Origin of the sequence: Allobosea sp. Root483D1 (assembly GCF_001429505.1) — a bacterium.
Taxonomy (GTDB): Bacteria; Pseudomonadota; Alphaproteobacteria; order Rhizobiales; family Beijerinckiaceae; genus Allobosea.
The window spans coordinates 123,907-145,298 of sequence record NZ_LMJW01000006.1 but is presented as its reverse complement, the minus strand read 5'-3'; the positions used below and the strand labels follow the sequence as shown (position 1 = coordinate 145,298).

17 protein-coding genes are annotated in these 21,392 nt (G+C 67.5%); 5 read left to right on the top strand and 12 right to left on the bottom strand.

The genetic code is table 11. The features are described from left to right. Positions 1-14: 14 nt before the first annotated feature. The 8 genes from ASE66_RS09715 to ASE66_RS09675 form a co-directional block, all read right to left on the bottom strand. On the bottom strand, positions 15-1,067 hold the full coding sequence (locus ASE66_RS09715) for an ATP-binding protein (RefSeq protein ID WP_057189418.1): 1,053 nt from the start codon (positions 1,065-1,067) through the stop codon (positions 15-17). A 99-nt stretch (positions 1,068-1,166) separates the two neighbouring features. Beyond that, complete coding sequence (locus ASE66_RS09710; protein WP_057189417.1) at positions 1,167-2,282, bottom strand: helix-turn-helix transcriptional regulator; 1,116 nt, start codon at positions 2,280-2,282, stop codon at positions 1,167-1,169. Positions 2,283-2,400: 118 nt separating this feature from the next. Then, on the bottom strand, positions 2,401-3,348 hold the full coding sequence (locus tag ASE66_RS09705) for a lysylphosphatidylglycerol synthase domain-containing protein (RefSeq protein ID WP_057189416.1): 948 nt from the start codon (positions 3,346-3,348) through the stop codon (positions 2,401-2,403). 340 nt (positions 3,349-3,688) lie between these two features. Beyond that, positions 3,689-5,212 (bottom strand): ABC-F family ATP-binding cassette domain-containing protein, encoded by a 1,524-nt coding sequence (locus ASE66_RS09700; protein WP_057189415.1) that lies wholly within the window; start codon positions 5,210-5,212, stop codon positions 3,689-3,691. 299 nt (positions 5,213-5,511) lie between these two features. Next, positions 5,512-6,381, bottom strand: coding sequence for a phosphotransferase (locus ASE66_RS31310; RefSeq protein WP_210178639.1), 870 nt, complete (start codon positions 6,379-6,381; stop codon positions 5,512-5,514). 44 nt (positions 6,382-6,425) lie between these two features. Continuing rightward, on the bottom strand, positions 6,426-6,989 hold the full coding sequence (locus ASE66_RS09685; RefSeq protein WP_200964571.1) for a hypothetical protein: 564 nt from the start codon (positions 6,987-6,989) through the stop codon (positions 6,426-6,428). 69 nt (positions 6,990-7,058) lie between these two features. Then, the gene (locus ASE66_RS09680) at positions 7,059-8,852 is read right to left on the bottom strand and encodes an ABC transporter ATP-binding protein/permease (protein WP_057189412.1); all 1,794 of its coding nucleotides are present in this window, start codon (positions 8,850-8,852) and stop codon (positions 7,059-7,061) included. 145 nt (positions 8,853-8,997) lie between these two features. Further along, positions 8,998-9,474, bottom strand: a complete 477-nt coding sequence (locus ASE66_RS09675) for an SRPBCC family protein (RefSeq protein ID WP_057189411.1) — start codon at positions 9,472-9,474, stop codon at positions 8,998-9,000. A gap of 110 nt (positions 9,475-9,584) precedes the next feature. Here ASE66_RS09675 and ASE66_RS09670 point away from each other — a divergent pair, with 110 nt between their 5' ends. Continuing rightward, on the top strand, positions 9,585-10,103 hold the full coding sequence (locus tag ASE66_RS09670; protein WP_057189410.1) for a winged helix-turn-helix transcriptional regulator: 519 nt from the start codon (positions 9,585-9,587) through the stop codon (positions 10,101-10,103). A 1-nt stretch (position 10,104) separates the two neighbouring features. Here ASE66_RS09670 and ASE66_RS09665 read toward each other — a convergent pair whose 3' ends face one another. The 3 genes from ASE66_RS09665 to ASE66_RS09655 all read right to left on the bottom strand — a co-directional run bounded on the left by ASE66_RS09665 (position 10,105) and on the right by ASE66_RS09655 (position 11,668). Then, positions 10,105-10,779: a glutathione S-transferase family protein gene (locus tag ASE66_RS09665; RefSeq protein ID WP_057189409.1), complete on the bottom strand. Its 675-nt coding sequence runs from the start codon at positions 10,777-10,779 to the stop codon at positions 10,105-10,107. A gap of 65 nt (positions 10,780-10,844) precedes the next feature. Beyond that, entirely contained in the window at positions 10,845-11,318 is a 474-nt protein-coding gene (locus tag ASE66_RS09660) for an SRPBCC family protein (RefSeq protein WP_057189408.1), read from the bottom strand. Next, positions 11,315-11,668, bottom strand: a complete 354-nt coding sequence (locus tag ASE66_RS09655) for an ArsR/SmtB family transcription factor (protein WP_057189407.1) — start codon at positions 11,666-11,668, stop codon at positions 11,315-11,317. Before ASE66_RS09655 ends, ASE66_RS09660 begins: the two co-directional genes overlap by 4 nt. A 190-nt stretch (positions 11,669-11,858) precedes the next feature. Between ASE66_RS09655 and ASE66_RS09650 the strand changes: the two genes are divergently transcribed. Both ASE66_RS09650 and ASE66_RS09645 read left to right on the top strand, forming a co-directional pair. Beyond that, a complete protein-coding gene (locus ASE66_RS09650; protein ID WP_057189406.1) occupies positions 11,859-12,902 on the top strand; it encodes a GMP reductase in 1,044 nt (347 codons plus the stop codon). Beyond that, positions 12,899-14,131, top strand: a complete 1,233-nt coding sequence (locus tag ASE66_RS09645; RefSeq protein ID WP_057189405.1) for an NAD(P)/FAD-dependent oxidoreductase — start codon at positions 12,899-12,901, stop codon at positions 14,129-14,131. Before ASE66_RS09650 ends, ASE66_RS09645 begins: the two co-directional genes overlap by 4 nt. A gap of 95 nt (positions 14,132-14,226) precedes the next feature. On the opposite strand, the gene mutS is transcribed toward ASE66_RS09645, so the two are convergent. Next, positions 14,227-16,953, bottom strand: coding sequence for a DNA mismatch repair protein MutS (gene mutS / locus ASE66_RS09640; RefSeq protein WP_057189404.1), 2,727 nt, complete (start codon positions 16,951-16,953; stop codon positions 14,227-14,229). Positions 16,954-17,058: 105 nt separating this feature from the next. Here mutS and ASE66_RS09635 point away from each other — a divergent pair, with 105 nt between their 5' ends. Together ASE66_RS09635 and ASE66_RS09630 are read left to right on the top strand one after the other, a co-directional pair. Beyond that, positions 17,059-18,885 (top strand): methyl-accepting chemotaxis protein, encoded by a 1,827-nt coding sequence (locus ASE66_RS09635; protein WP_057189403.1) that lies wholly within the window; start codon positions 17,059-17,061, stop codon positions 18,883-18,885. A 132-nt stretch (positions 18,886-19,017) separates the two neighbouring features. Beyond that, on the top strand, positions 19,018-21,306 hold the full coding sequence (locus ASE66_RS09630) for an NADP-dependent malic enzyme (protein ID WP_057189452.1): 2,289 nt from the start codon (positions 19,018-19,020) through the stop codon (positions 21,304-21,306). Positions 21,307-21,392 lie beyond the last annotated feature (86 nt).

Genomic DNA, 21,392 nt, shown 5'->3' with positions numbered 1-21,392 from the left:
CTCGTCACAAATCGTTAACGGGTCGCCTCCGGCAAGCGCGGCAGGACCGCCCGGAAGGTCGCGCCCTGGCCGACGACGCTCTCGATGGTCAGCCTGCCGCGATGGCGCAGGACGATGTGCTTGACGATGGCGAGACCGAGGCCCGTACCGCCGGCTTCTCGGCTTGCAGCGGTATCGACGCGGTAAAAGCGCTCGGTCAGGCGCGGCAGGTGCTCCGGCGCGATGCCGGGCCCGTCGTCCCGCACGCTGAGGCTGGCCTCCTCGCCCGACATCCCGATGGCGATGCCGACCTCGCCGCCGCGCTGGCCGTATTTGATCGCATTCTCGACGAGGTTTTCCATCAGCCGCAGCAATTCGTCGCGGTCCCCGGCGACGGTGACGGGGTGCTGCGGAATGTCGAGCTTCAGCGTCACCTCGCGCTCGCGCGCCATCAGCACAAGCGAATCCAGGATCTCGCGGGCGATGCTGGAGAGGTCGACCGGCGTCTCCGGCGCGAGGTGGGCGCGCAATTCGATGCGCGAAAGCGAGAGCAGGTCGTCGACCAGGCGCGCCATGCGCAGGCCCTGCTCGCGCATGATCGCCAGGAAGCGATCGCGGGCGACGGCATCGTTGCGCGCCGGTCCCTGCAGGGTCTCGACGAAGCCGAGCACGGAGGCGAGCGGCGTGCGCAATTCGTGGCTGGCATTGGCGACAAAGTCGACGCGCATGCGCTCGGTCATGCGCTGCTCGCTGAGATCCTCGAAAGTCAGCAGCACCGCTCGCCGCCAGCCGCTGCCGGCGAGTGCGGCGATATGGATGCGGAAGGTACGCTCGACCGGCACGCGCTCGATCAATTCGACGGCGCGGCGGCCGCCATGGCGCGAGACCTGCTCGATCGCGTCGATCAGATCTGGGTCGCGCATGACGAGGGCGAGCGGCTTGCCCTTGGCGAGCGCGGTGACCAGCGCCGGCGCCGTCGGGCTCAGCGCCTGGATCACGCCCTGCGGGTCGAGCAGCACGGCGGGGACGCCGATGGCCTCGATCAGCGCCGCGGTGACCGGCGCCCTAGGATCGACCAAAGCGTGCATGCGGCTCCTGCCTTCCGATGCGTGATCTGCGGCCAGGCGTCTTAGGCCGGAGCGGTGGCGCAGCGCAATTCTCCTCCTGCACGACCGGACGACGAAGCGCTATCCACGCGTGCCGATCCCGGCGACTCCCGACAGGCCGAAGCCCGGCGTGCCCGGGGCCTGAATGCCGCCGAGGAGCTGGATCAGCTCGGCCTGGCGGCGCACGCCGGTCTTGGCGAAGACGGATTTGAGCTGGCCCCGCACGGTCTCGGGCCGGATCCCGTGACTGCTTGCGATACCGGCGACCGTGCCGCCCGCCAGCAAGAGCCGCGTGACCTTCGCTTCGGCCGGGCTGAGATCGAAGAGGGCTTCGAGGATGGCGGCGGACGGCGCTTCGCCGCGACCGACCTCGGTGAGATAGAACAGCTGCGCCGCGCCGGAGAAGACGTCGAGCCCGGCCCGCCTGAGCGGGACCAGATGGGCCACGAAGGCGGGCCGCCCGCCGGACGCCCGGATCGGGAACGACAAGCCGGCGTCTCCGGCCGCATCGAGATGCCGCTGCAGGCGCTCGTTCGCCGCGGGATCGGTGAGACGCACGCGATCGAAGGCACCGATCTCGAACGCCGCGCATTTCACGATCAGATCATTGGCCGCGAGCGCGCTGTGGCGGCCCGTGATGATGGCCGCCGGCAGGCCGACCAGTTCCAGGGCCGCGACACTGGCACGCGCCCGCTCGAGGCCGAGGCGCGCAGAGATGATCGAGGCCCGGGCGAGATGAGGCCGGAACTGATCGAGTGCCGCCGCCGTCTCGCGTGGAACGGGGCCATCCGCGTGGAGGCGCTCGATCGAAAAGACGATGCTGTCGCCACTGGTCGAGCGGATCGAGGTCCCGACGCACCAGCCCCAGCCGCGCGGCCTGAGGAAATCGCGATAGAACGGATCCTGCTCGATCTCGTCCGGCGTGATCGCGTCGAGATCCGTCAGGAAACGTGGCTCGTAGAGCGGAACCAGGCGCCTGCCCCGCAAATTCTCCGCTGCGAAGGGCGAAGCCACCCATTCGGCCGTGACGGCGTGAATGGCTTTGGACGAAGTCCACTGGAACCGGTTCGGCGAGGCCGCGAACAGGATCGTGCCGACACCGCCGGCCCGCGCCGCCAGCCGGTCGAGCACACCCGCCCATCTCTCCGGCACGACGGCGGCCTCGTAGATCTCTTCGATGAGGTTCGTCGCGTCCAAAGGCTCCCCCCGCGGGCCGACGACTTCCTCGACGCGCACCCGGTTCAAACGAGTTGGCGTCGGCGGGCGGCCGCGTCAAGGTTTGCGCTTGCCTGATCATGCTCGACGAGGCTGCGCCTCAGATCTCGTGCCGCCTGATCCGCCGGATCATCTCGTTCAGCGCCAGCAGCGCCAGCGCCAGGATGAAGGGCAGGATGTAGTAGATGATCCTGAACAGCACGAGCGCGCCGACCACCTGCTCATAGGGCAGCCGGTTGAGCGCCAGCAGCATGGTCGCCTCGAACACGCCCGCACCGCCGGGCGCATGGCTGGCGATGCCGATCAGGCAGGCGAAGATATAGGCGGCCAGGAAGGCCGGGTATTCGAGGTTGTGCCCGCCCGGCAGCAGGACGAAGAGCACGGCAGCGGCAGCACAGACCTCGGCGGCGCCGAGCAGCATCTGCGCCAGCGTGACGCCGAGACCCGGCAGCGGCAGGTTCCAGCCGCGGACCCGCAAGGTGCGCTCGCCGGTCGCGACCCAGGCGAGATAGCCGATCGTCCCGAACGCGACGGCGACACCGACCGCCTGGATCACCAGCGGCGAGGTTCGCGCCAGCTGTGCCACCGGCTCCGTCGCGTAGAACAGGCTGGCGCACAGGATCATGCCGAGGCCGAGCCAGAAGGTCAGGCCGGCGATCACGGTGAGGCTCGCGACCTCGGAGGCGCGCACACCCTTGGCCGAATAGACCCAGTAGCGCACCGTGCCGCCGGTCACGATCGGAAAGCCGAGGGTGAAGGCGACGGAATAGCTGGTGAAGGAGGCGAGCGCCGTGGTCCGATAGGGGATCGAGAGGCCGAGCCGCTTCAGCGCCAATGCGTCATAGCCGGTGAGCAGCAGATAGCTCAGCGCGGTGAAGCCGAGCGCCAATCCGATCTGGCGCCAGCTCGTCCGCGAGAAGGTGCTGGCGATCTCGGCCGGCTCGATTTCACGGACGATGTAGTAGAGCACCACCAGCGAGGCGATGAAGATCACCGACGAGGCGAGCGGGCCGAGCCACCACCAGCGGCTGCGCTTGCGCAACGGCATTCCTGGCTCGTGCGGGCCGAACGACATCAGTGCTCTTGTCGGGTTGCGCCCGCGCTGAATGCAGCGGGCAAGGCGGGTTGCTAGAGCCGGATGATTTCAGATGGAATCGCTTTGCGGTTCCATCTGAAATCTGAATCCGTCTCTTATCTAAGAATTAGAGCAGGATGCGAAAAACCGGTTCCCACTTTTTCGCATCCTGCTCTAGCGGCTGGCCTTGGCGGCCGGACCCGAGAGATAGCGCCTTCGCCGCGATGCACAAGACGGTGTGCCGCGGCGAATACGCGCCATGAGGCCGGCGCAGGACGCGTCGGCCGCTTCATGACGGCTACGATCGAGGCGGTCAGCCCTCCGCCTCCATCGCCTCCCGGAAGAAGGCTTCGGGATCATCGACCTCGACCAGCCGCCGCCTGTCGATCCGCCAGAAGCGATTGCCGACGGCCCGCACGAAGCTGCGATCATGCGAGACGAGGAGGCAGCTGGTCTCGCCGGCTGTGAGCTCGGCCTCCAGCGCTTCCTGCCCGTCGATGTCGAGATGGTTGGTCGGCTCGTCCAGCAGGTAGAAATTCGGCCGGGCGAGGCGCAGGGCCAGCATGGCGAGCCGCGCCCTCTGCCCACCCGAGAGCGCGCCGATCGGCCCGGTCTGGCGATCGATCACGATGCCGGCGCCCGCGAGCAGGCCGCGCGCCGGCTGGTCGCCGACATCGAAGCGCCGGCTGATCAGCCCGTGCGGCGTATCGTGATCGGGCAATTCGCCGAGACCCTGGCTGGCATAGCCGAGGACCAGCGAAGGCGTCGGCCTGACGCCGGCCTGATCGTCACCGGCAATCGCCTTGTGGAGCATGCCGATGAAGCGGGACTTGCCGGCGCCGTTCAGGCCGAGCAGCACGATCCGGTCGCCGGGGCTGATCCAGCGCTTGCCGCTCCTGAACAGCAAACGCCCGTCCGGCGTCTCGATCGCGACGTCATCGAGTTCGACCAGCGCCCGCACATGCGTCGCGCTGCCGGCGAGCCTGATCGCGCCGGCGGAACGCTCGCGATGGGCCGGACGCGCCGCCGCTTCGAGCTCATCGGCCCGCCGCTTCAGCTGCTTGGTCTTGCTCAACAGGAGATCGCTGCCCGAATTGATCCCGAGATTGTTCAACTTCGCCGCCTGCCGCCGCATGTGCTGGACGCTCTTGAGGTCGCGCTCGTGCTGGCGTGCCGCCGCGGCGTCGCTCTCGTCCAGGGCCGCGCGAGCCAGCGAATAGGGCAGCGCGAACAGCTGCGAGCGCTCCTGGCGCAGGAACAGCGTCCGGCTGGTCGTCGCATCGAGGAAGGCGCGGTCATGGCTCGACAGGATCACGGCCATGTCGCGCGGCAGGGCGGCGAGCCAGCCCTCCAGCAGGCCGATGCGGGCGAGATCGAGATGGTTGGTCGGCTCGTCGAGCAGGAGCAGATCCGGCTCGGCGATGCTGGCGCGGGCGAGCAGGACGAGCCTCTGCCAGCCGCCGCTCAACTGCCCGAGCGGGCGTCGGCGCAACTCCGCCGGCACGGCGAGCGTGTCGAGCGCGACGTCGACGCGCCAATGCTCGCTCTCGCGCTGGTCGGCCGGCAACTGTTCGAGCAGCAATTGGTCGACGGGCTGGCCCAGCAAATGCGGCGGAGCGTCCTGCTCGACATGGCCGATGCGCAGGCCGCGCGAACGCGTGACCTCGCCGGCTGACGGCTCGAGAAAACCGGTGAGGCAGCGCAGCAAGGTCGACTTGCCGCGGCCGTTGGCGGCAACGAGGCCGAGGCGGTCGCCGCCAACGAGGGAGAGGGAGAGGTCGGAGAACAGGGGCGCGCCCAGCGTGACGCTCAGATTGCGCAGGGTGATCAGGGTCATGGTCGGTCTCGGAACTGCCCGAGCCGCGCGCCGTCATTCGGCCCGGGGGTCCTTGCCCCGGAGCATCACGAATGCGGAACGCCTGGCTCGATGAGGGGATCAGGCGCAGCTGAGCCGAGCTCTGGGCTCGAAGACGCTACGCCCTCACGAAGGGCAGACCGAAAAGAGAACCGTGGGGATCGCCTGTGCGGTCAGCCCTGCAAGCCGGCTTGCAGGGCCTGAACGGGGCCGCGCTGACGATGGTGACGAAAGAACGTGATCACGCAGCCCTCGGTTCCAAGTGGATCGACGGCCGAGAGCTAGCGCCAATCGCCGGGTTGTACAAGTCGAGGCGGCAAGCACTCGCGACGCAGGAGTTCCTCAAGCCCGGCATTCAGCGCGCCCTCATCGCCATGGTCCAGACCGAAGAGGACATCCAGCAACGGGAATATGCTGCGATAGAAGCGGATCCGATCCCACATGGCATCGATTCCGGGATAATGCGGCCGCAAGAGCGCAAGGAAATCGTCACCCAGACCCGCCGACAGACTGGCAAGGTCATAGGCGGGGTCGCCGATCGCGCACCCGGCAAAGTCGATGATGCCAGACACCTGCCCGTCATCGACGAGTATGTTCCCCGTGCCGAAATCGCCATGGATGATCGCCGCAGCGTGCGGCAGATCATCGGCTGATAGGAATTGCTCGAACACACCCCGGACCGCGGCGGCAGTGTCGGCAGGCAGCAGTGGCAGGACCTTTTCGTCAGTCTTGGCCAAGAGTTCGTGCCACTCCCCCAGGGGATCGTCCGTTCCGGCAGGCACGCCGAGCGTATCGAGCGGCAGCGCGTGCAAGGCGAGGAGGAAGCCGGCGAGCGTGCTTGCCAGCCGTCGACGTTGCACATCGCTCATACCGGCGAGATTCAGCAGAGGCGTTCCGGCCAGTTTCGCGTGCGTGGCGGCAATGCCAGAAGCAAGCCTGATGATGCTTACGCTTGGGATAGGCAGCGGCAACCGGCTGGCGAGTGCCGCAAGGGTCTTCGCTTCCTGCACGATATCGCGACGCGCGTCATCGTGCCGGGGAAGCCGAATGATCAGCTCCCCGGTGTCGAGCGCGAGATTGTTCTGTCCGCGCTCGATGACGACTGCTGACAGAACCTCAGGGCGTCCGAGGGCGGACGCTATCTCATCCAAACTCGGACGCACGGGCACATGCTCTACGGGCTCGGCCTGCTCGATCAGGCGGTCTTGCGGAAGACGCGGAGCGTCTTGAACTCGCCGATCTCCTCGACCGCATGCGACGTCGCCCAGTCCGCGATGATCGGCTTGGCCGCCTCATAGGCGAAGGAGCCGGTGTAGAACAGGATATAGCCGCCAGCGTCGGTCTGGTCGGTGAAGAGCTGCATCACCTCGAGATCGGTGAGCGCGCCATAGGCGTCGTTCTTCTCGCTGCGGAACTCGCAGGAGTGGAACAGCGTGACGACGTCGAAGCGCGGCAGCAGCCGGGCATTGCTGGTGTAGATGTCGCCGAAATAGGCTGAATAGGTCTTGGTGATCGTCGGATTGTCGATCGCGAGCTTGACGAAGGCCTCGTATTCCTTCGGCGAGGCGGTGATGCCGAGCACCGTGTTGTCGAATTCCGGCTCGGCGCAGCGGATGCCGACATAATGGTGGCCGCCGGTGCCGAAATGATAGATGCGCTTGCCGGTCAGGCCCTGCTCTTCCAGCCATTCGACGAAATGCACGTCGCAGGGGCACTGCTCGACCCGCAGGCCCCAATAGACGTCCCAGATGTTCAACATAACAAAGCTCCGTTTTGAAAGGCCGGTCTAGCCGGCGCTGAATGGATCGATCCAGATTGCGCCCGAAGCTCAGCTACCGCCGGCTTCGGCGAGCGCTGCCGGACGCGCGCCATCGCTGGAAGCGATGCGCGCTACGCCTCCGGCCCGGCGCATTGTGAGGTGGCGGTCGGCGGCCTCGGCAAAGCCGGGGCTCTGACCGATCAGCAACATGACCGCTTGCGGCCGGGCGGCCCTCAGCCGTGCCAGCAGCTCCAGCGCGGCATCGGTCTCGAGCCCGCTCGTCGCTTCGTCGAGCACGAGGATGTCGGGCTCGGCCAGTTCGGCCCTTGCCAGAGCGAGGCGCTGGCGGTCGCCGGTGGTGAGCGCCTTGTCCCAATCGCGCGACAGATCGATCTGGGGCACGAGACCTGAAAGGCCGTAGCGTCGCAGCACCTCGCCTGCCTGTTCGGCGACATGGCCGCCGATCGGATCGAGCGCGGCCCGAAGACTGCCTTCCGAGAGGTGCAGATGCTGCGGCAGCACCGCGATGCGCGCCTCATCCGGCAGTGCGACGGAGCCGCGGCCCCAGGGCCAGAGACCCGCGACGGCCTGGATCAAAGCGCCCTTGCCGTGGCCCATTTCGCCGGCGACATGGATCGTCGCACCGGCCGGCAGCGCCAAGTCAAAATCGGCGAGCAGCGTGCGGCCGTCGCGATCGGTCAGAGTCAGATCCTCCAGCCGCAGGCCACCCTCCTCGCTCGACAGGACGACGATGTCGCTTTCCGCCGAGCCGGCCTCGATCGCGCCGAGCGCGATGGCGAGCTCGTTGACGCGGCGTGCCGAAGCCAGCCACTCGGCGATGCGCATGAAGTTGTCGAGCACCCAGTTGAAGGCGTTCTGCACGGCGACGAAGGCGGCGGCGACCTGGACGACGTCGCCGAGCGACATCTCGCCGGACAGGTACTTTGGCGCGGCCAGCAGGAGCGGCACGACCGGGACGAGGGCACCGCTGCCATTGGTGATCCAGGTCAGCCGGCCGCGCTGGCGGATCATGGCGAGCCAGCGCGTGACCAGCGTGTCGTAGGTCGTAGCGACGGCGCGGCGTTCGCCCGCCTCGGCGCGCGAGAGCGCTATGGTCTCGCCATGGTCGCGGATGCGCATCAGCGCGAAACGCAGGCGCGCCTCGCCCTCGTTGCGGGCGGCGATCAAGCGCGGCAGCGGCCGGCCAATCCAGGTGATCAGGCCGGAGACCAGCACCGCATAAACAATCGCCGCGAGCACCATATAGGCCGGTATCTCGAAGGCGACGCCGCGGATCTCGACGCTGAGCGAGCCGCCGATCGACCAGAGGATGCCGATGAAGGTGATCGCGGTGATCACGGCCGAGAGCAGGCCGATGGCGAAGTCGACGACCGGCTCGGTCGCCCAGCGGACATCGTCGGCGATCCGGTATTCCGGATTGGCCGGCTCGTAGCCGGAGAGGCCGAGCCGGTAGAATCTACGCTCGCCGATCCAGCCATCGGCGAGCTTGGCCGTGACCCAGGCGCGCCAATGGACCTGGAAGGTCTCACGCGAGATCAGGATGATGACGCCGAGGCCCGCTGCGATTAGGACCAGCACCGGGAAGACCGCCATGGCGATCAGCGCGCTCTCGCCATCCTTCTTCTCGAGCGCATCGAAGAACCAGCCGTTCCAGCGGTTGACGGTGACGTTGGCGAAGACGGAGAGGATGATCGCGCTCGCCAGCGCGAGCGACCAGAACCAGGCCCGGCCGGCTGTGCCGCCGCGCCAGAAGCCGCCGGTGAGACGGGCGAAGTTCCCGGTGACCTGCCAATCGGATGGCGGGCCGGCAGGCACGGTGTTCGGATCGACGGCCTTCAGCACAGTCGAGAGATCCCCCCGGATCGCGACATCGGAAGCGGCATCCGCCGGGTCTTCCCGGTTCGGATGCCGCCAGAATGCCGGTTAGCCGGCCGGGGATGAACTGTCGCTGAATGGAGTTGATCTTCCATTCAGCCTGAGCAGGACCTCAGGCGGCCGCGTCGGCCGGCTCGCCCAGCAGCTTCGCTAGGCTTTCGAGCAGCTCGCGCGAGCCCTCCTCGCGCTGGATCGGCCCATCCTTGCCGTCGAGATAGGCGCCCTGCTCGGTGAAGACGAACCTGGTGCCGGCGCCCTCCGGCACGAACTCCATCGTCAGCAGCGAGCCCGAGAGCGGCGCGCCGTCGATCGCCATGGCGTAGGCGAGGATGATGCGCTCGTTCGGCTGGATCACCTGGTAGACGGTATCATTGGTGATCGGCGGGCCGCCCTGGAAGCGGAAGCGGCTGCGCTCATGGCCGCCGACGCGGAAATCGACATCGAACTGCTCGACCTCCCAGCCCTCCCCCTCGGCGAACCAGCGGCGCTTCTGGGCGGGGTCGGCGAAGGCGGCGAAGACACGGGCGGGCGAGGCGGCGTAGCTGCGCTCGATGGTGAAGCTGGCATGGACGACGGGGTTGGCGGTCATGATCGTTCCTTCGAGCAGTGTGGTGGGCGTGGTTAGTTGATTGCGATTTGCAACTGGTTGCGAGATAAGTAGACTGATGCAATATTGCAAGCAGTTTTCTGGAGATCGAGATGAACGCGAATCCCCGCTCGGGCTGTCCGATCAACCTGACGCTGGAAGTCGTCGGCGACGCCTGGAGCCTGCTGGTCCTGCGCGACATGATGTTCGGCGGCCGCCGCCATTTCCGTGAGCTCCTGCTCAAATCGCAGGAGGGCATCTCCTCGAACATCCTGGCCGACCGGTTGAAGACGCTGCTGGCGGTGGGCGTCCTGACCAAGGCCGATGACCCCAGCCACAAGCAGAAGGCGATCTACAGCCTGACGGAAAAGGGCATCCAGCTGCTGCCGGTGCTGGCGCAGTTGTCGAGCTGGGGCCTGCGCTTCCAGCCGGTGACTCCGGACATGGCGGTGCGCGCCCAGATCCTGCAGGATGGCGGGCAACCCTTGCTCGACGACTTCATGGACGAGCTGCGCGAGAGCCATCTCGGCATTCCACGTCCGCAGGACGGGCCGCGCGTGGTGGCGCGGCTGCGCGCGGCCTATGAGGAGGTCGTGGCGCAGCAGGCAGCCGAGACCCGGGCCGCCAGCTGAGCTAGCGCGACAGGCCGGCATCACCCTCTCCGCGCGGGAAGAACTGGAAATAGGGCTCGGCCTCGGCCAGAGCGCGGGCATAGGACGGCCGCGTGCGCAGGCGGTCGAAATAAGCCCAAAGCCGTGGATGGCTGTCGCGGAAGGACAGCGCCCGCTCGCCATAGAACAGCGCCGGTGCGGCCGCGCAGTCGGCCAGGCTGAACGCGTCGCCGAGCGCCCATTGTCGTCCGCCGATCTCCGCCTCCAGCACGTCATAAGCCGAAGCGAGCGTCGCCCTGGCCTCGGCGACGCCGACCGGGTCATGGCTGCCCTCCGGGCGCAGCCGGTCGAGGATCACCTTCTGCATGGGAATGGCGACATAGAGATCGAAGAGCCGGTCGAGCCGCCGGACTTCGAGCGCTTCGACCGGATTCTCCGGCAGCAACGCCACCTTGCCGGGATAGTGCAAGGCGAGATATTCGATGATCAGGCTGGTCTCCGGCACCAGGCTTCCATGGCTGTCGTCGCGCAGCAGCGGGAACTTGCCGATCGGCCAGAGCTTCAGGAAATCGGCGCGCTCGGTGGAATCCCCGAAATTGACGAGCTGCGGCGTGAATGGCGTCTCGTTCTCGTAGAGTGCGACCAGCACCTTCTGGCAGAAGCCAGAGAGCGGGTGGAAATAGAGCGTCAGGGACATGATTGTGCATTCCTGCTTCTGGAAAGGAGCGGGTTGAAAGGGTTTTGGTCGACGATGGCTGCGGTTCAGGCTGGCGCCTGCTCCTGCGCGAGATACTCGGCCAGCCGGTCGAAACCGATGCGCGAGCCCTGCTCGCGCCATTCGGGCCGGTCATGGCCGTCGAGGAAGGCCGCCTGCTCGGTGAAGAGCAGCCGCGTGCCGGCGCCGTCGCGATGGAACTCGATCGTCGCCAGCGAGATCGACAGGCGGATATCGTCGCGCAGCAACTCGTAGCTGTAGATGATGCGCTGCTCCGGCAGGATCTCCGCGAAGGTCGCGTTCATGGCGTAGACGCCGCTTTCCGCCGGGGCGCCGCGCATGGTCTCGCGGCCGCCCTCGCGGAAATCGAGCCTGTGCTCGCCGAGCCCGCCCGCATCATGGCAGGCCGACCAGCGCCGCTTCGCCACCGGATCGGCGAAGGCGGCGAAGACGCGGGCCGGGCTCGCATCGTAGCGGCGCTCGATGGTGAAATCGGCGTGGACGACGGTTCTGTCTTTCATGCTCCGCCTTCTTCCTTCAGATTCTGGTCCTGCTCGGCAAGGAAGGCGCCGAGCCGGTCGAAACGTCGCTCCCAGAGTGCACGGCGCTCGCTGATCCAACGCTCCGCCGCCCGCAGCGCCTGCGTGTCGAGCTGGCAGGTGCGAACCCGCCCGATCTTCTGCGACCGCACCAGCCCCGCCCCTTCCAGAACCGCGAGATGCTGCACCACCGCCGACAATGTCATCTGCAATGGCTGAGCGAGCTCGCTGACGCTCGCAGGCCCCTCGCAGAGCCGCTGCACCATCTGCCGGCGGTTCGGATCCGCCAGCGCCTGGAACATAAGATCGAGCTGCTCTGGTTGGTGAAGCATGCGCTTAAGTATTGCGGCGCGAAGGGGCTGTCCAGCAAAAACTTTAGAGATCGCTAAAGTGTCTGGCCTGCGGCATCCGAACGACATCCCCCGCATTGCTCCGAAGGGTTCGAGCGGCTATGAATCCCGGCACGCTCCCTCACGCCGCGTGCGCCTTTTTTGACCTGCGCCAGCCGCCGGAGCTTTGCCCATGCGCATCGAGAACGATCCGAAACTCGACTTCCGCGACGTGCTGATCCGTCCGAAGCGCTCGACGCTCGGCAGCCGCGCCGAGGTCGACGTCAACCGGAGCTTCCGCTTCGCGCATACCGGCCGCGAATGGACCGGCTTCCCGCTGATCGCCGCGAACATGGACGTGGTCGGCACCATGGCGATGGCGCGCGCCCTCTTGAAGCACGGCGCCATGGTCGCGCTGCACAAGCATTACGACGCCGACGAGCTGATCGGCTTCTTCAAGGAACCCGGCTCGGCCAACGCCTTCTATTCGCTGGGCACGACCGATTCCGACCATGACAAGCTCAAGGCCGTCCACGCCAAGGCGCCGATCGACAAGATCTGTCTCGACGTCGCCAATGGCTACACCGAGAAGTTCGTCGACACGGTCAAGGCGACGCGCGACGCCTTCCCGAATGCGGCGATCATGGCCGGCAACGTCGTCACCGGAGACATGACGGAAGCGCTGATCCTGGCCGGCGCCGACATCGTCAAGGTCGGCATCGGCCCGGGCTCGGTCTGCACCACCCGCAAGATGACCGGCGTCGGCTATCCGCAGCTCTCGGCGATCATCGAATGCTCGGATGCGGCCCACGGCCTGAAGGGCCTGGTCTGCGGCGATGGCGGCCTGACCGTGCCCGGCGACGTCGCCAAGGCCTATGGCGGCGGCTCCGATTTCGTGATGATGGGCGGCATGCTCGCCGGCCATGACGAATGCGAGGGCGAGATCCGCTACGAGACCCATGACGGCGAAAAGGTGCCGGTCGCGATGGTGTTCTACGGCATGTCCTCGGACACGGCGATGAAGAAATATTCGGGCGGCGTCGCCAAGTACCGTGCCTCCGAGGGCAAGACCGTCGAGGTGCCCTATCGCGGCCCGGTCGAGGGCACGATGCAGGAACTGATGGGCGGGGTGCGTTCGGCGATGACCTATATCGGCGCTGTCAGGCTCAAGGAGATGCCGAAGCGCACCACCTTCATCATGGTCGGCAGCCAGCTCAACACCGTGTTCGGCAATTGAGCGGACCGGACGTCGCCATCATCGGCGCCGGCCCGGCTGGGCTGATCGCGGCCGAGAAGCTGGCCGGAGCCGGCCACAACGTCGCGATCTATGAGCGTATGACCTCGCCGGCGCGCAAATTCCTGCTCGCCGGCCGCGGCGGGCTCAACCTGACGCATTCCGAGCCGACCGACGCCCTTCTCGACCGCTATGGCGAAGCGCGCACCTGGCTGGAGCCGGCGATCCACGCTTTTCCACCGCAAGCACTGCGCGACTGGGCCGACGGGCTCGGCGCCGAGAGCTTCATCGGCTCGAGCGGGCGGGTCTTCCCCAGGGCGATGAAGGCCTCGCCGCTGCTGCGCGCCTGGCTGGCGCGGCTCGATGGACTTGGCGTGACACTGCAGGCGAGCAGGCTCTGGACCGGCTGGGACGAGAACGGGGCGCTGCGTTTCGCCTTGCGCGATGGTGGCGAGGAGATCGTGAAGCCGCGCGCGACCCTGCTGGCGCTGGGCGGCGCGAGCTGGCCGCGACTCGGTTCGGATGGGTCCTGGGTCGAGCTGCTGCAACAGAAGGGCATCGCCATTGCGCCTCTGCGTCCGGCCAATGCCGGTTTCGCCGTCGCATGGTCGCCTGTGATGCGCGAGCGCTTCGCCGGGCAGCCGCTGAAGCGGATCGCGCTGAGCTTTGCCGGCCAGCGCGTGATGGGCGAGGCGATGATCGACGCAGGAGGTATCGAGGGCGGGGCGATCTATGCGCTGTCGGGGCCGCTGCGCGAGGCCATCGAACGCGATGGCGAGGCGACCCTGGCGATCGATCTGCGTCCGGACCTGACCGAGCCGGATCTTGCGAACAGGTTGGCGAAGCGCCGCCCGGGGGAGACGCTGAGCAACCACCTGCGCAAAGCTGCGGGGCTCTCTCCGGTGGCCGCGGCGGTGCTGCGCGAGACGGCAAGCGGGCCGCTGCCGGCCGCGCCGGAAGCGCTCGCGCAACTGATCAAGACCGCGCGGCTGCGGTTGACTGGCATGGCCTCGCTCACCCGCGCCATCTCGACCGCCGGCGGCGTTCCCGCCGAGGAGATCGACCAGGATTTCATGCTGAAGCGCCTGCCTGGCACCTTCATCGCCGGCGAGATGCTCGACTGGGAGGCGCCAACCGGCGGCTACCTGCTGCAAGGCTCCTTCGCCACGGGTGTCGTGGCGGCCGAGGGAATTGGAAAGTTCCTCAGCGACGCGCATCACGCTCAGGCTTGACCCGAGCCTCTCAGGCCGGAGGAGGCTCCGATCGGCGCCTTCTCGTCGTGAGATTCTCGGATCTGCGCTACGCTCCGTCCGAGAATGACGCTTGATCAGTTCAGGCGCTTGAGCTTGTAGAGCGCTTCCAGCGCCTCCCGCGGCGTCATCTCGTCGGGGTCGAACGCACCCAGTGCCTCGCGCAGCTTGTCGGGCTCCGAAGCTGACACTGCAACCGGCGCGGGTCTGCGCATCTGCACCGCAAAGAGCGGGAGATCGTCGACCAAAGCCGCGACCGGCTTCTCGCGCTCGCTCTTCTCCAGCTCGGAGAGGATGGCGCGCGCCCGCTCGACCACCGCCGGCGGCAGGCCGGCGAGCTTGGCGACCTGGATGCCGTAGGAGCGATCGGCCGCGCCGGGCACGACCTCGTGCAGGAAGACGACCTCGCCGTTCCATTCGGTAACCCGGACGGTCGCGTTGGCGACGCGGTCGAGCCGGTCGGCCAGCGCCGTCAGCTCGTGATAATGCGTCGCGAACAGCGCCCGGCAGCGATTGGCCTCGTGCAGATGCTCGATCGCGGCCCAGGCGATCGAGAGCCCGTCGAAGGTCGCGGTGCCCCGGCCGATCTCATCGAGAATGACGAGGGCGCGCGGCCCGGCCTGATTGAGGATCGCGGCGGTCTCGACCATCTCGACCATGAAGGTCGAGCGTCCCCGCGCCAGATCGTCGGCGGCGCCGACGCGCGAGAACAGCCGATCGACCACGCCGATATGGGCGCTCGAGGCCGGCACGAAGGAGCCCATCTGGGCGAGCACCGCGATCAGCGCGTTCTGGCGCAGGAAGGTCGACTTACCCGCCATGTTCGGGCCGGTGATCAGGCAGATGCGGCCATCCGGCTCCTTGCCCGCCGCCGAGAGCTCGCTGTCATTGGCGACGAAGGGCTGGCCCTGGCGCTTCAGTGCCGCCTCGACCACCGGATGCCGGCCGGCTTTGATGGTGAAGGCGGCACCGTCATCGATGATGGGCCGCGTCCAGCCACCGTCGATGGCGAGCTCGGCCAGGGCCGCGGCGACATCGATCACCGCGAGCGCCTGCGCCGCCGCCTTGATCGGCTCGGCCTGCGCCAGCACAGCCTCCGTCAATGCGGCGAAGATCGAGAGCTCGAGCTTCAGCGCCCGATCGGCGGCGGAGGCGATCTTGGCTTCGAGCTCGCCGAGCTCGACCGAGGAGAAGCGCATCGCATCCGACATGGTCTGGCGGTGAACAAAGACCGCGCGCCAGGGCTCCCTGAGGAAAGTTTCGCCGACCGCCTGCGGCACCTCGACGAAATAGCCGAGCATGGAATTGTGCTTGATCCGCAGCGTCCGGCAATCGGTCTCGGCGGCATAGCGCGCCTGCAATTGCGCGATCACCTTGCGCGAATCGACCTGGAGCAGCCTGAGTTCGTCGAGCGCCGGATCAAAACCCTCGCGCACGAAGCGGCCGTCGCGCTTGAGCAGCGGCAGCTCGTCGGCGAGCGTCGTGGATAGCCGCATCGCCAGATCAGGATCGGTGCGGCCGAGCGCCAGCGCCGCCTCGCGCAATTCGTCCGGCAGATCGCCCTGGCGCAGCAGCGCCGCCGCGACGCCGCGCCCCGCCTCCAGCCCGGCGCCGAGCGCGGCGAGATCGCGCGGACCACCGCGGTCGAGCGAGAGCCGGGCCAGCGCCCGCGCGATATCGGGCACACGCGACAGATCGCGCCGCAGCGCGTCGCGCAGCGAAGGCGTCTCGACCAGCAGCGTGACGCCATCGTGCCGCCTGCCGATGGCAGCTGAATCGGTCAACGGCCCGGCGAGGCGCTCGGCGAGCAGGCGGCTGCCGCCCGGCGTCTCGGTGCGGTCGATGGTGGCGAGCAGGCTGCCCGAGCGTTCACCAGCGAGGGTGCGGGTCAGTTCGAGATTGGCGCGGGTCGCCGCGTCGATCAGCATGGTCGCGCTCTGCCCTTCGCGGACGGGCGGCGACAGAGGCGGGCGGGCGCCGAGCTGGGTGCGCTCGACATAGGCAAGCGCAGCGGCGGCGGCGGCGATCTCGGCGCGGCTGAAGGCGCCGAAGGCGTCGAGCGTGGCGACGCCGAAGAATTCCTTCAGCCGGCGCTCGCCGGAGGCCGGATCGAGCCCTTCGCGCGCCAGCGGCGTCACGGGCGCTGCGACGTCGCGCCAGAATTCCTTCAGCTCGGGATCGTCATGGATCGCGTCGGGGCAGACGATTTCGCGCGGCTCCAGGCGGGCTAGCTCGACCGAGAGGCCGCGCTGGTCGGTTTCGAGTACGGCAAAACGGCCAGTCGAGATGTCCAGCGCAGCGAGACCGTAGGCAAAAACCTCGTCGCTCAGCCGACGGCGCGCCACGGCGACGAGCAGGCTCGCCCGGCCGGGATCGAGCAGGCGCTCCTCAGTGATGGTGCCGGGCGTGACGAGACGGACGACGTCGCGCTTCACCACCGATTTGGCGCCGCGCTTCCTGGCCTCGGCCGGGTCCTCGGTCTGCTCGCAGACGGCGACGCGATGGCCGGCGGCGATCAGCTTCTGCAGATAGTCGTCGGCGCGCTCGACCGGGACGCCGCACATGGCGATGTCCTCGCCGAGATGCTTGCCGCGCTTGGTCAGCACGATGCCGAGCGTGCGCGAGGCGATCTCGGCGTCCTGGAAGAACAATTCGTAGAAATCGCCCATCCGGTAGAACAGCAGGCAATCGGGATTATTGGCCTTGATCTCGACGTACTGCGCCATCATCGGCGTGACGCGGGCGGGATCCGCCACGGTTGTGGGCGGGGTTTTGACGACGTCGGGGGGCGAGGTGTGGCGCATGGGCCCGGCACGCTAGCAAAATGCGCCAGCAAGACCATCCGTTAGGACGGCTTTCAACAATCGAAAGCAGGATACGCCTCACCCGAGCGGCCGAAAGTTGCAAAGTTGCTGCTGATCAATCTCGCCCAGAGCCTGTTCTTTCTGCTGCTGGCAGGACTTCTCCTGGTCGTGGCCGGCCCTTGGGTCCATCACCGGCCTTGGCTGCGGCAGGTGCTCGTCGGCCTGCTGTTCGCGACCGGCGCCTTGATTAGCATGGCCAATCCCTCCCAAATCTACCCGGGCTTGCTCATCGATTCCCGCAACAGCTTCGCGATTCTGGCCGGACCGCTTGGAGGCCCGATCGCGGCGCTGATTACCGCGGCTCCACTCGTCGTCATGCGCTATTTGACCGGCGGCGTCGGCATGGTCACCGGCATCAACGGCATCGTCATGCGCGCAGCGATTGGTATCGCCTATGCGATCTGGCTGCGCCGGCGCGGACGCTCATTGGCGGGCCGCGATCTCGTCGCGCTGAGCGTGATCGACGCGCTCTGTCTCCTGGGATCGGCTGCTTTCATTCCGGGTGAAGCTGGCGAGCGCTTTCTGCGCGAGGCCGTTCCGGTGATGATTCTGGTCGGAACGGTCGGCATCTTCCTGACCGGCTTCCTCTTCATCAACGACAATGACCGCCGCGAGACCGCCTACCGCCTGCGCACGCTGATCCAGCGCGCGCCCGGGACGCTCTACCAGCGCATGGTCTTGCCGGACGGCACGCTGCGCTACCAGTTCGCCTCCTTCGCCATCGACCGCCTGCTCGGCATCAGCAAGGAAGAGGTCGAGCGCGACCCCGAAACCTGGCTCGGCAAGATGCTGCCGGAGGATCGGCAACGCTTCGAGGCCGCACGCGCCGCTCTGACAGGTCCTGATGACGTCTGGCGCTTCGAGGCGCGTTATGCCGCGCCCGATGGCGGCATCGTCTGGCTGCGCAGCGAAGCGACCATGCGGCGCCAGCCAGACGGGACGATGATCTGGGACGGGATCCTCCTCGACGTCACCCCCGAAAAGACGCTGGAGACCCGCCGTGACGGGATCGAGGCCCTGCGCCGCTCGGCGCTCGAGGAGCTCGCCGCGAATCTCGAGGTGACGGTGGGCAAGGCGCTGCGCCAGGTTGGTGATTCAGCCCACAGCATGCTCGAGGCGGCGCAGGGCATGGCCGCCAATGCCAACCGCACCACGGCCCGCGCCGGAGAAGCGACGCAGCAGGCCGAGCTCGCCTCGCAGCGCATCGGCAGCGTCGCCCATGCGGCCGAGCGGATCGACGCCTCGATCCGCGAGCTGACGCGCCAGACCGATCTCGCCGCCGAGACCGCCCGGCAGGCGGCTAGGCATGTCCGCTCGACCAGGACCGATGTCGATGGGCTCGCAGTCGCCGCCGACAAGGTCGGCGCGGTGCTCGCCTTCATCGAGGACATCGCGGTGCGCACCAATCTTCTAGCGCTCAACGCGACGATCGAGGCGGCGCGCGCCGGTGCCGCCGGGCGCGGCTTTTCGGTGGTCGCCGGCGAGGTCAAGAACCTCGCCGAGCAGACGCAGCAGGCGACGCAGGACATCGCCGCGACATTGCAGGAGATTCGCGGCGCGGCCGCCGCCGTCGCCGATGCCGTCGGGCAGATCGAAGGCACGATGGGGACGATCGAGACGACCTCGGACACCATCGCGCAAGTCGTCACCGGCCAGGGCGCGATCGCCTCGGGCATCGCCCTCGACGCCCAGGCCGTCGCCGGCTCGGCCGCGACCGTCACCGAAAACGTCGCCGGAGCCGGCGGCGAGGCGCACGCCACCGGCCAGGCCGCCGCGCGCGTCGTCGAGGCGGCGCGCCTGGTCAGCGAGCAGGCGGTCGAGCTCGACCGCTATGTCGGCGACAGCGTCGCGCGCATGCGCGCCGGCCTCTGACGTCTGCAGACCCGCTCCAATCCCTGCTGCCACGGTAAGACTGCTGTCGCGCGATCGCGCCTTGTCGAGGAAAGCGGGGCTGCCCTATGGTCGTTTCCCTCCGAGGAAACGCCTGTGAAAAAGAACAAGCGCATGAACGATCGCTCTCCGCCGCCCAAGCGCACCCGCCCGACCTTCACCGACCAGGAGGCGCTGCTCTTCCACTCACAGGGGCGGCCGGGCAAGCTCGAGATCATTCCTACCGTGCCGATGGCAACGCAGCGCGACCTGTCGCTGGCCTATTCGCCCGGTGTCGCGGTACCGGTCCTCGCCATCGCCGAGGATCCCAGCCGCGCCTATGACTACACCGCCCGTGCCAATCTCGTCGCGGTCATCACGAACGGCACCGCCATTCTCGGCCTCGGCAATCTCGGCGCGCTCGCCTCCAAGCCGGTGATGGAAGGCAAGTCGATCCTGTTCAAGCGTTTCGCCGATGTCGATTCGATCGATATCGAGGTCGATACCGAGGATGCCGACAAGTTCATCGACGCCGTGCGTTATCTCGGCCCGTCCTTCGGCGGCATCAATCTGGAGGACATCAAGGCGCCGGAATGCTTCATCATCGAGCAGCGCCTGCGCGAATTGATGGACATCCCGGTTTTCCATGACGACCAGCATGGCACGGCGATCATCGCCGCTGCCGGCCTGATCAACGCGCTCGACCTGACGGAGCGCGACATCCAGACGACCAAGCTCGTGATCAACGGCGCCGGCGCCGCTGCGATCGCCTGCATCGAGCTGCTCAAGGCGATGGGCTTCAAGCCCAGCAACGTCATCCTCTGCGACACCAAGGGCGTAATCTACCAGGGCCGCACCGAGGGCATGAACCAGTGGAAGTCGGCGCATGCGGCCATCACCGACCGGCGCACGCTGGCGGAAGCGCTGAAGGGAGCCGATGCCTTCTTCGGCCTGTCGCAGAAGGGCGCCGTCACACCTGACATGGTCGCCTCGATGGCAGAGAATCCGATCATCTTTGCCATGGCCAATCCCGATCCGGAGATCACGCCGGAAGAAGTCGCCGCCATTCGCGACGACGCGATCATGGCGACCGGGCGTTCGGATTATCCGAACCAGGTCAACAACGTGCTCGGCTTCCCCTTCATCTTCCGCGGCGCGCTCGACGTCCGTGCCACCACGATCAACATGGAGATGAAGATCGCTGCTGCCGAGGCGCTGGCACAACTCGCCCGCGAGGACGTGCCCGACGAGGTCGCGGCCGCCTATCAGGGCGCGCGTCCGCGCTATGGCAAGGACTACATCATCCCGGTGCCGTTCGATCCGCGGCTGATCCATGTCGTGCCAATGGCGGTCGCCAAGGCGGCGATGGAGACGGGTGTCGCCGGCAAGCCGATCGTCGACACCGGCGCCTACAAGGCGCAGCTCTCGGCAAGGCGCGACCCGGTCACCGGCGCGCTCAACCGCATCTTCGAGCGCGTCCGGCGCTATCCCAAGCGCGTCGTCTTCGCCGAGGGCGAGGAGGAGCAGGTCATCCGCGCCGCGGCATCCTTCGTTAATCAGGAGCTCGGCAAGGCGATCCTGGTCGGTCGTGAGGAGCGCATCAACGAGACCGCCGAGCATCTCGGCGTCGACCTCGCCGCCAAGGGCATCGAGATCCAGAACGCCAGGCTCTCGCACCGCAATTCCGCCTACGCGCAATACCTATACGAGCGGCTGCAGCGGCACGGCTACCTGTTCCGCGACTGCCAGCGCCTGATCAACCAGGACCGCAACCATTTCGCCGCGGCCATGGTCGCGCTCGGCGACGCCGACGCAATGGTCACCGGCGTCACCCGCAACTACTCGATCGCGTTGGAAGAAGTCCGCCGCGTCATCGACGATCGGCCGGGCCACCGCCTGATCGGCGTCTCGATCGCGATCACGCGTGGGCGCACCGTGCTCATCGCCGACACCGCGATCACCGAGATGCCGACGGCGCAGGAGCTGTCGGAGATCGCCATCGAGGCCGCCGGCGTCGCCCGCCGGCTCGGCTATGAGCCGAAGGTCGCGATGCTCGCCTTCTCGACCTTCGGCCATCCGGCCGGCGAGCGCTCCGAGAAGGTGCGCGAGGCGGTGGGCATCCTCGACGGCCAGCGCGTCGACTTCGAGTATGATGGCGAGATGGCCGCCGATGTCGCGCTCAATCGCGACCTGATGGCGCAGTACCCATTCTGCCGCCTGACCGGGCCGGCGAACGTCCTGGTGATGCCGGCGTTCCACTCGGCCTCGATCTCGACCAAGATGCTGCAGGAGCTCGGCGGCGCCACCGTGATCGGCCCGCTGCTGGTCGGCCTCGACAAGCCGGTGCAGATCGTCCCGCTCGGCGCCAAGGATTCCGACATCGTCAACATGGCGGCGCTGGCGGCGTTCAATATCGGCGGGTGACACTGCCGTCATGCTCGGGCTTGACCCGAGCATCTCACGACAAAAAAAGCGCCCTTGAAGGGCGCCTCATCCTGCAAGAGATTCTC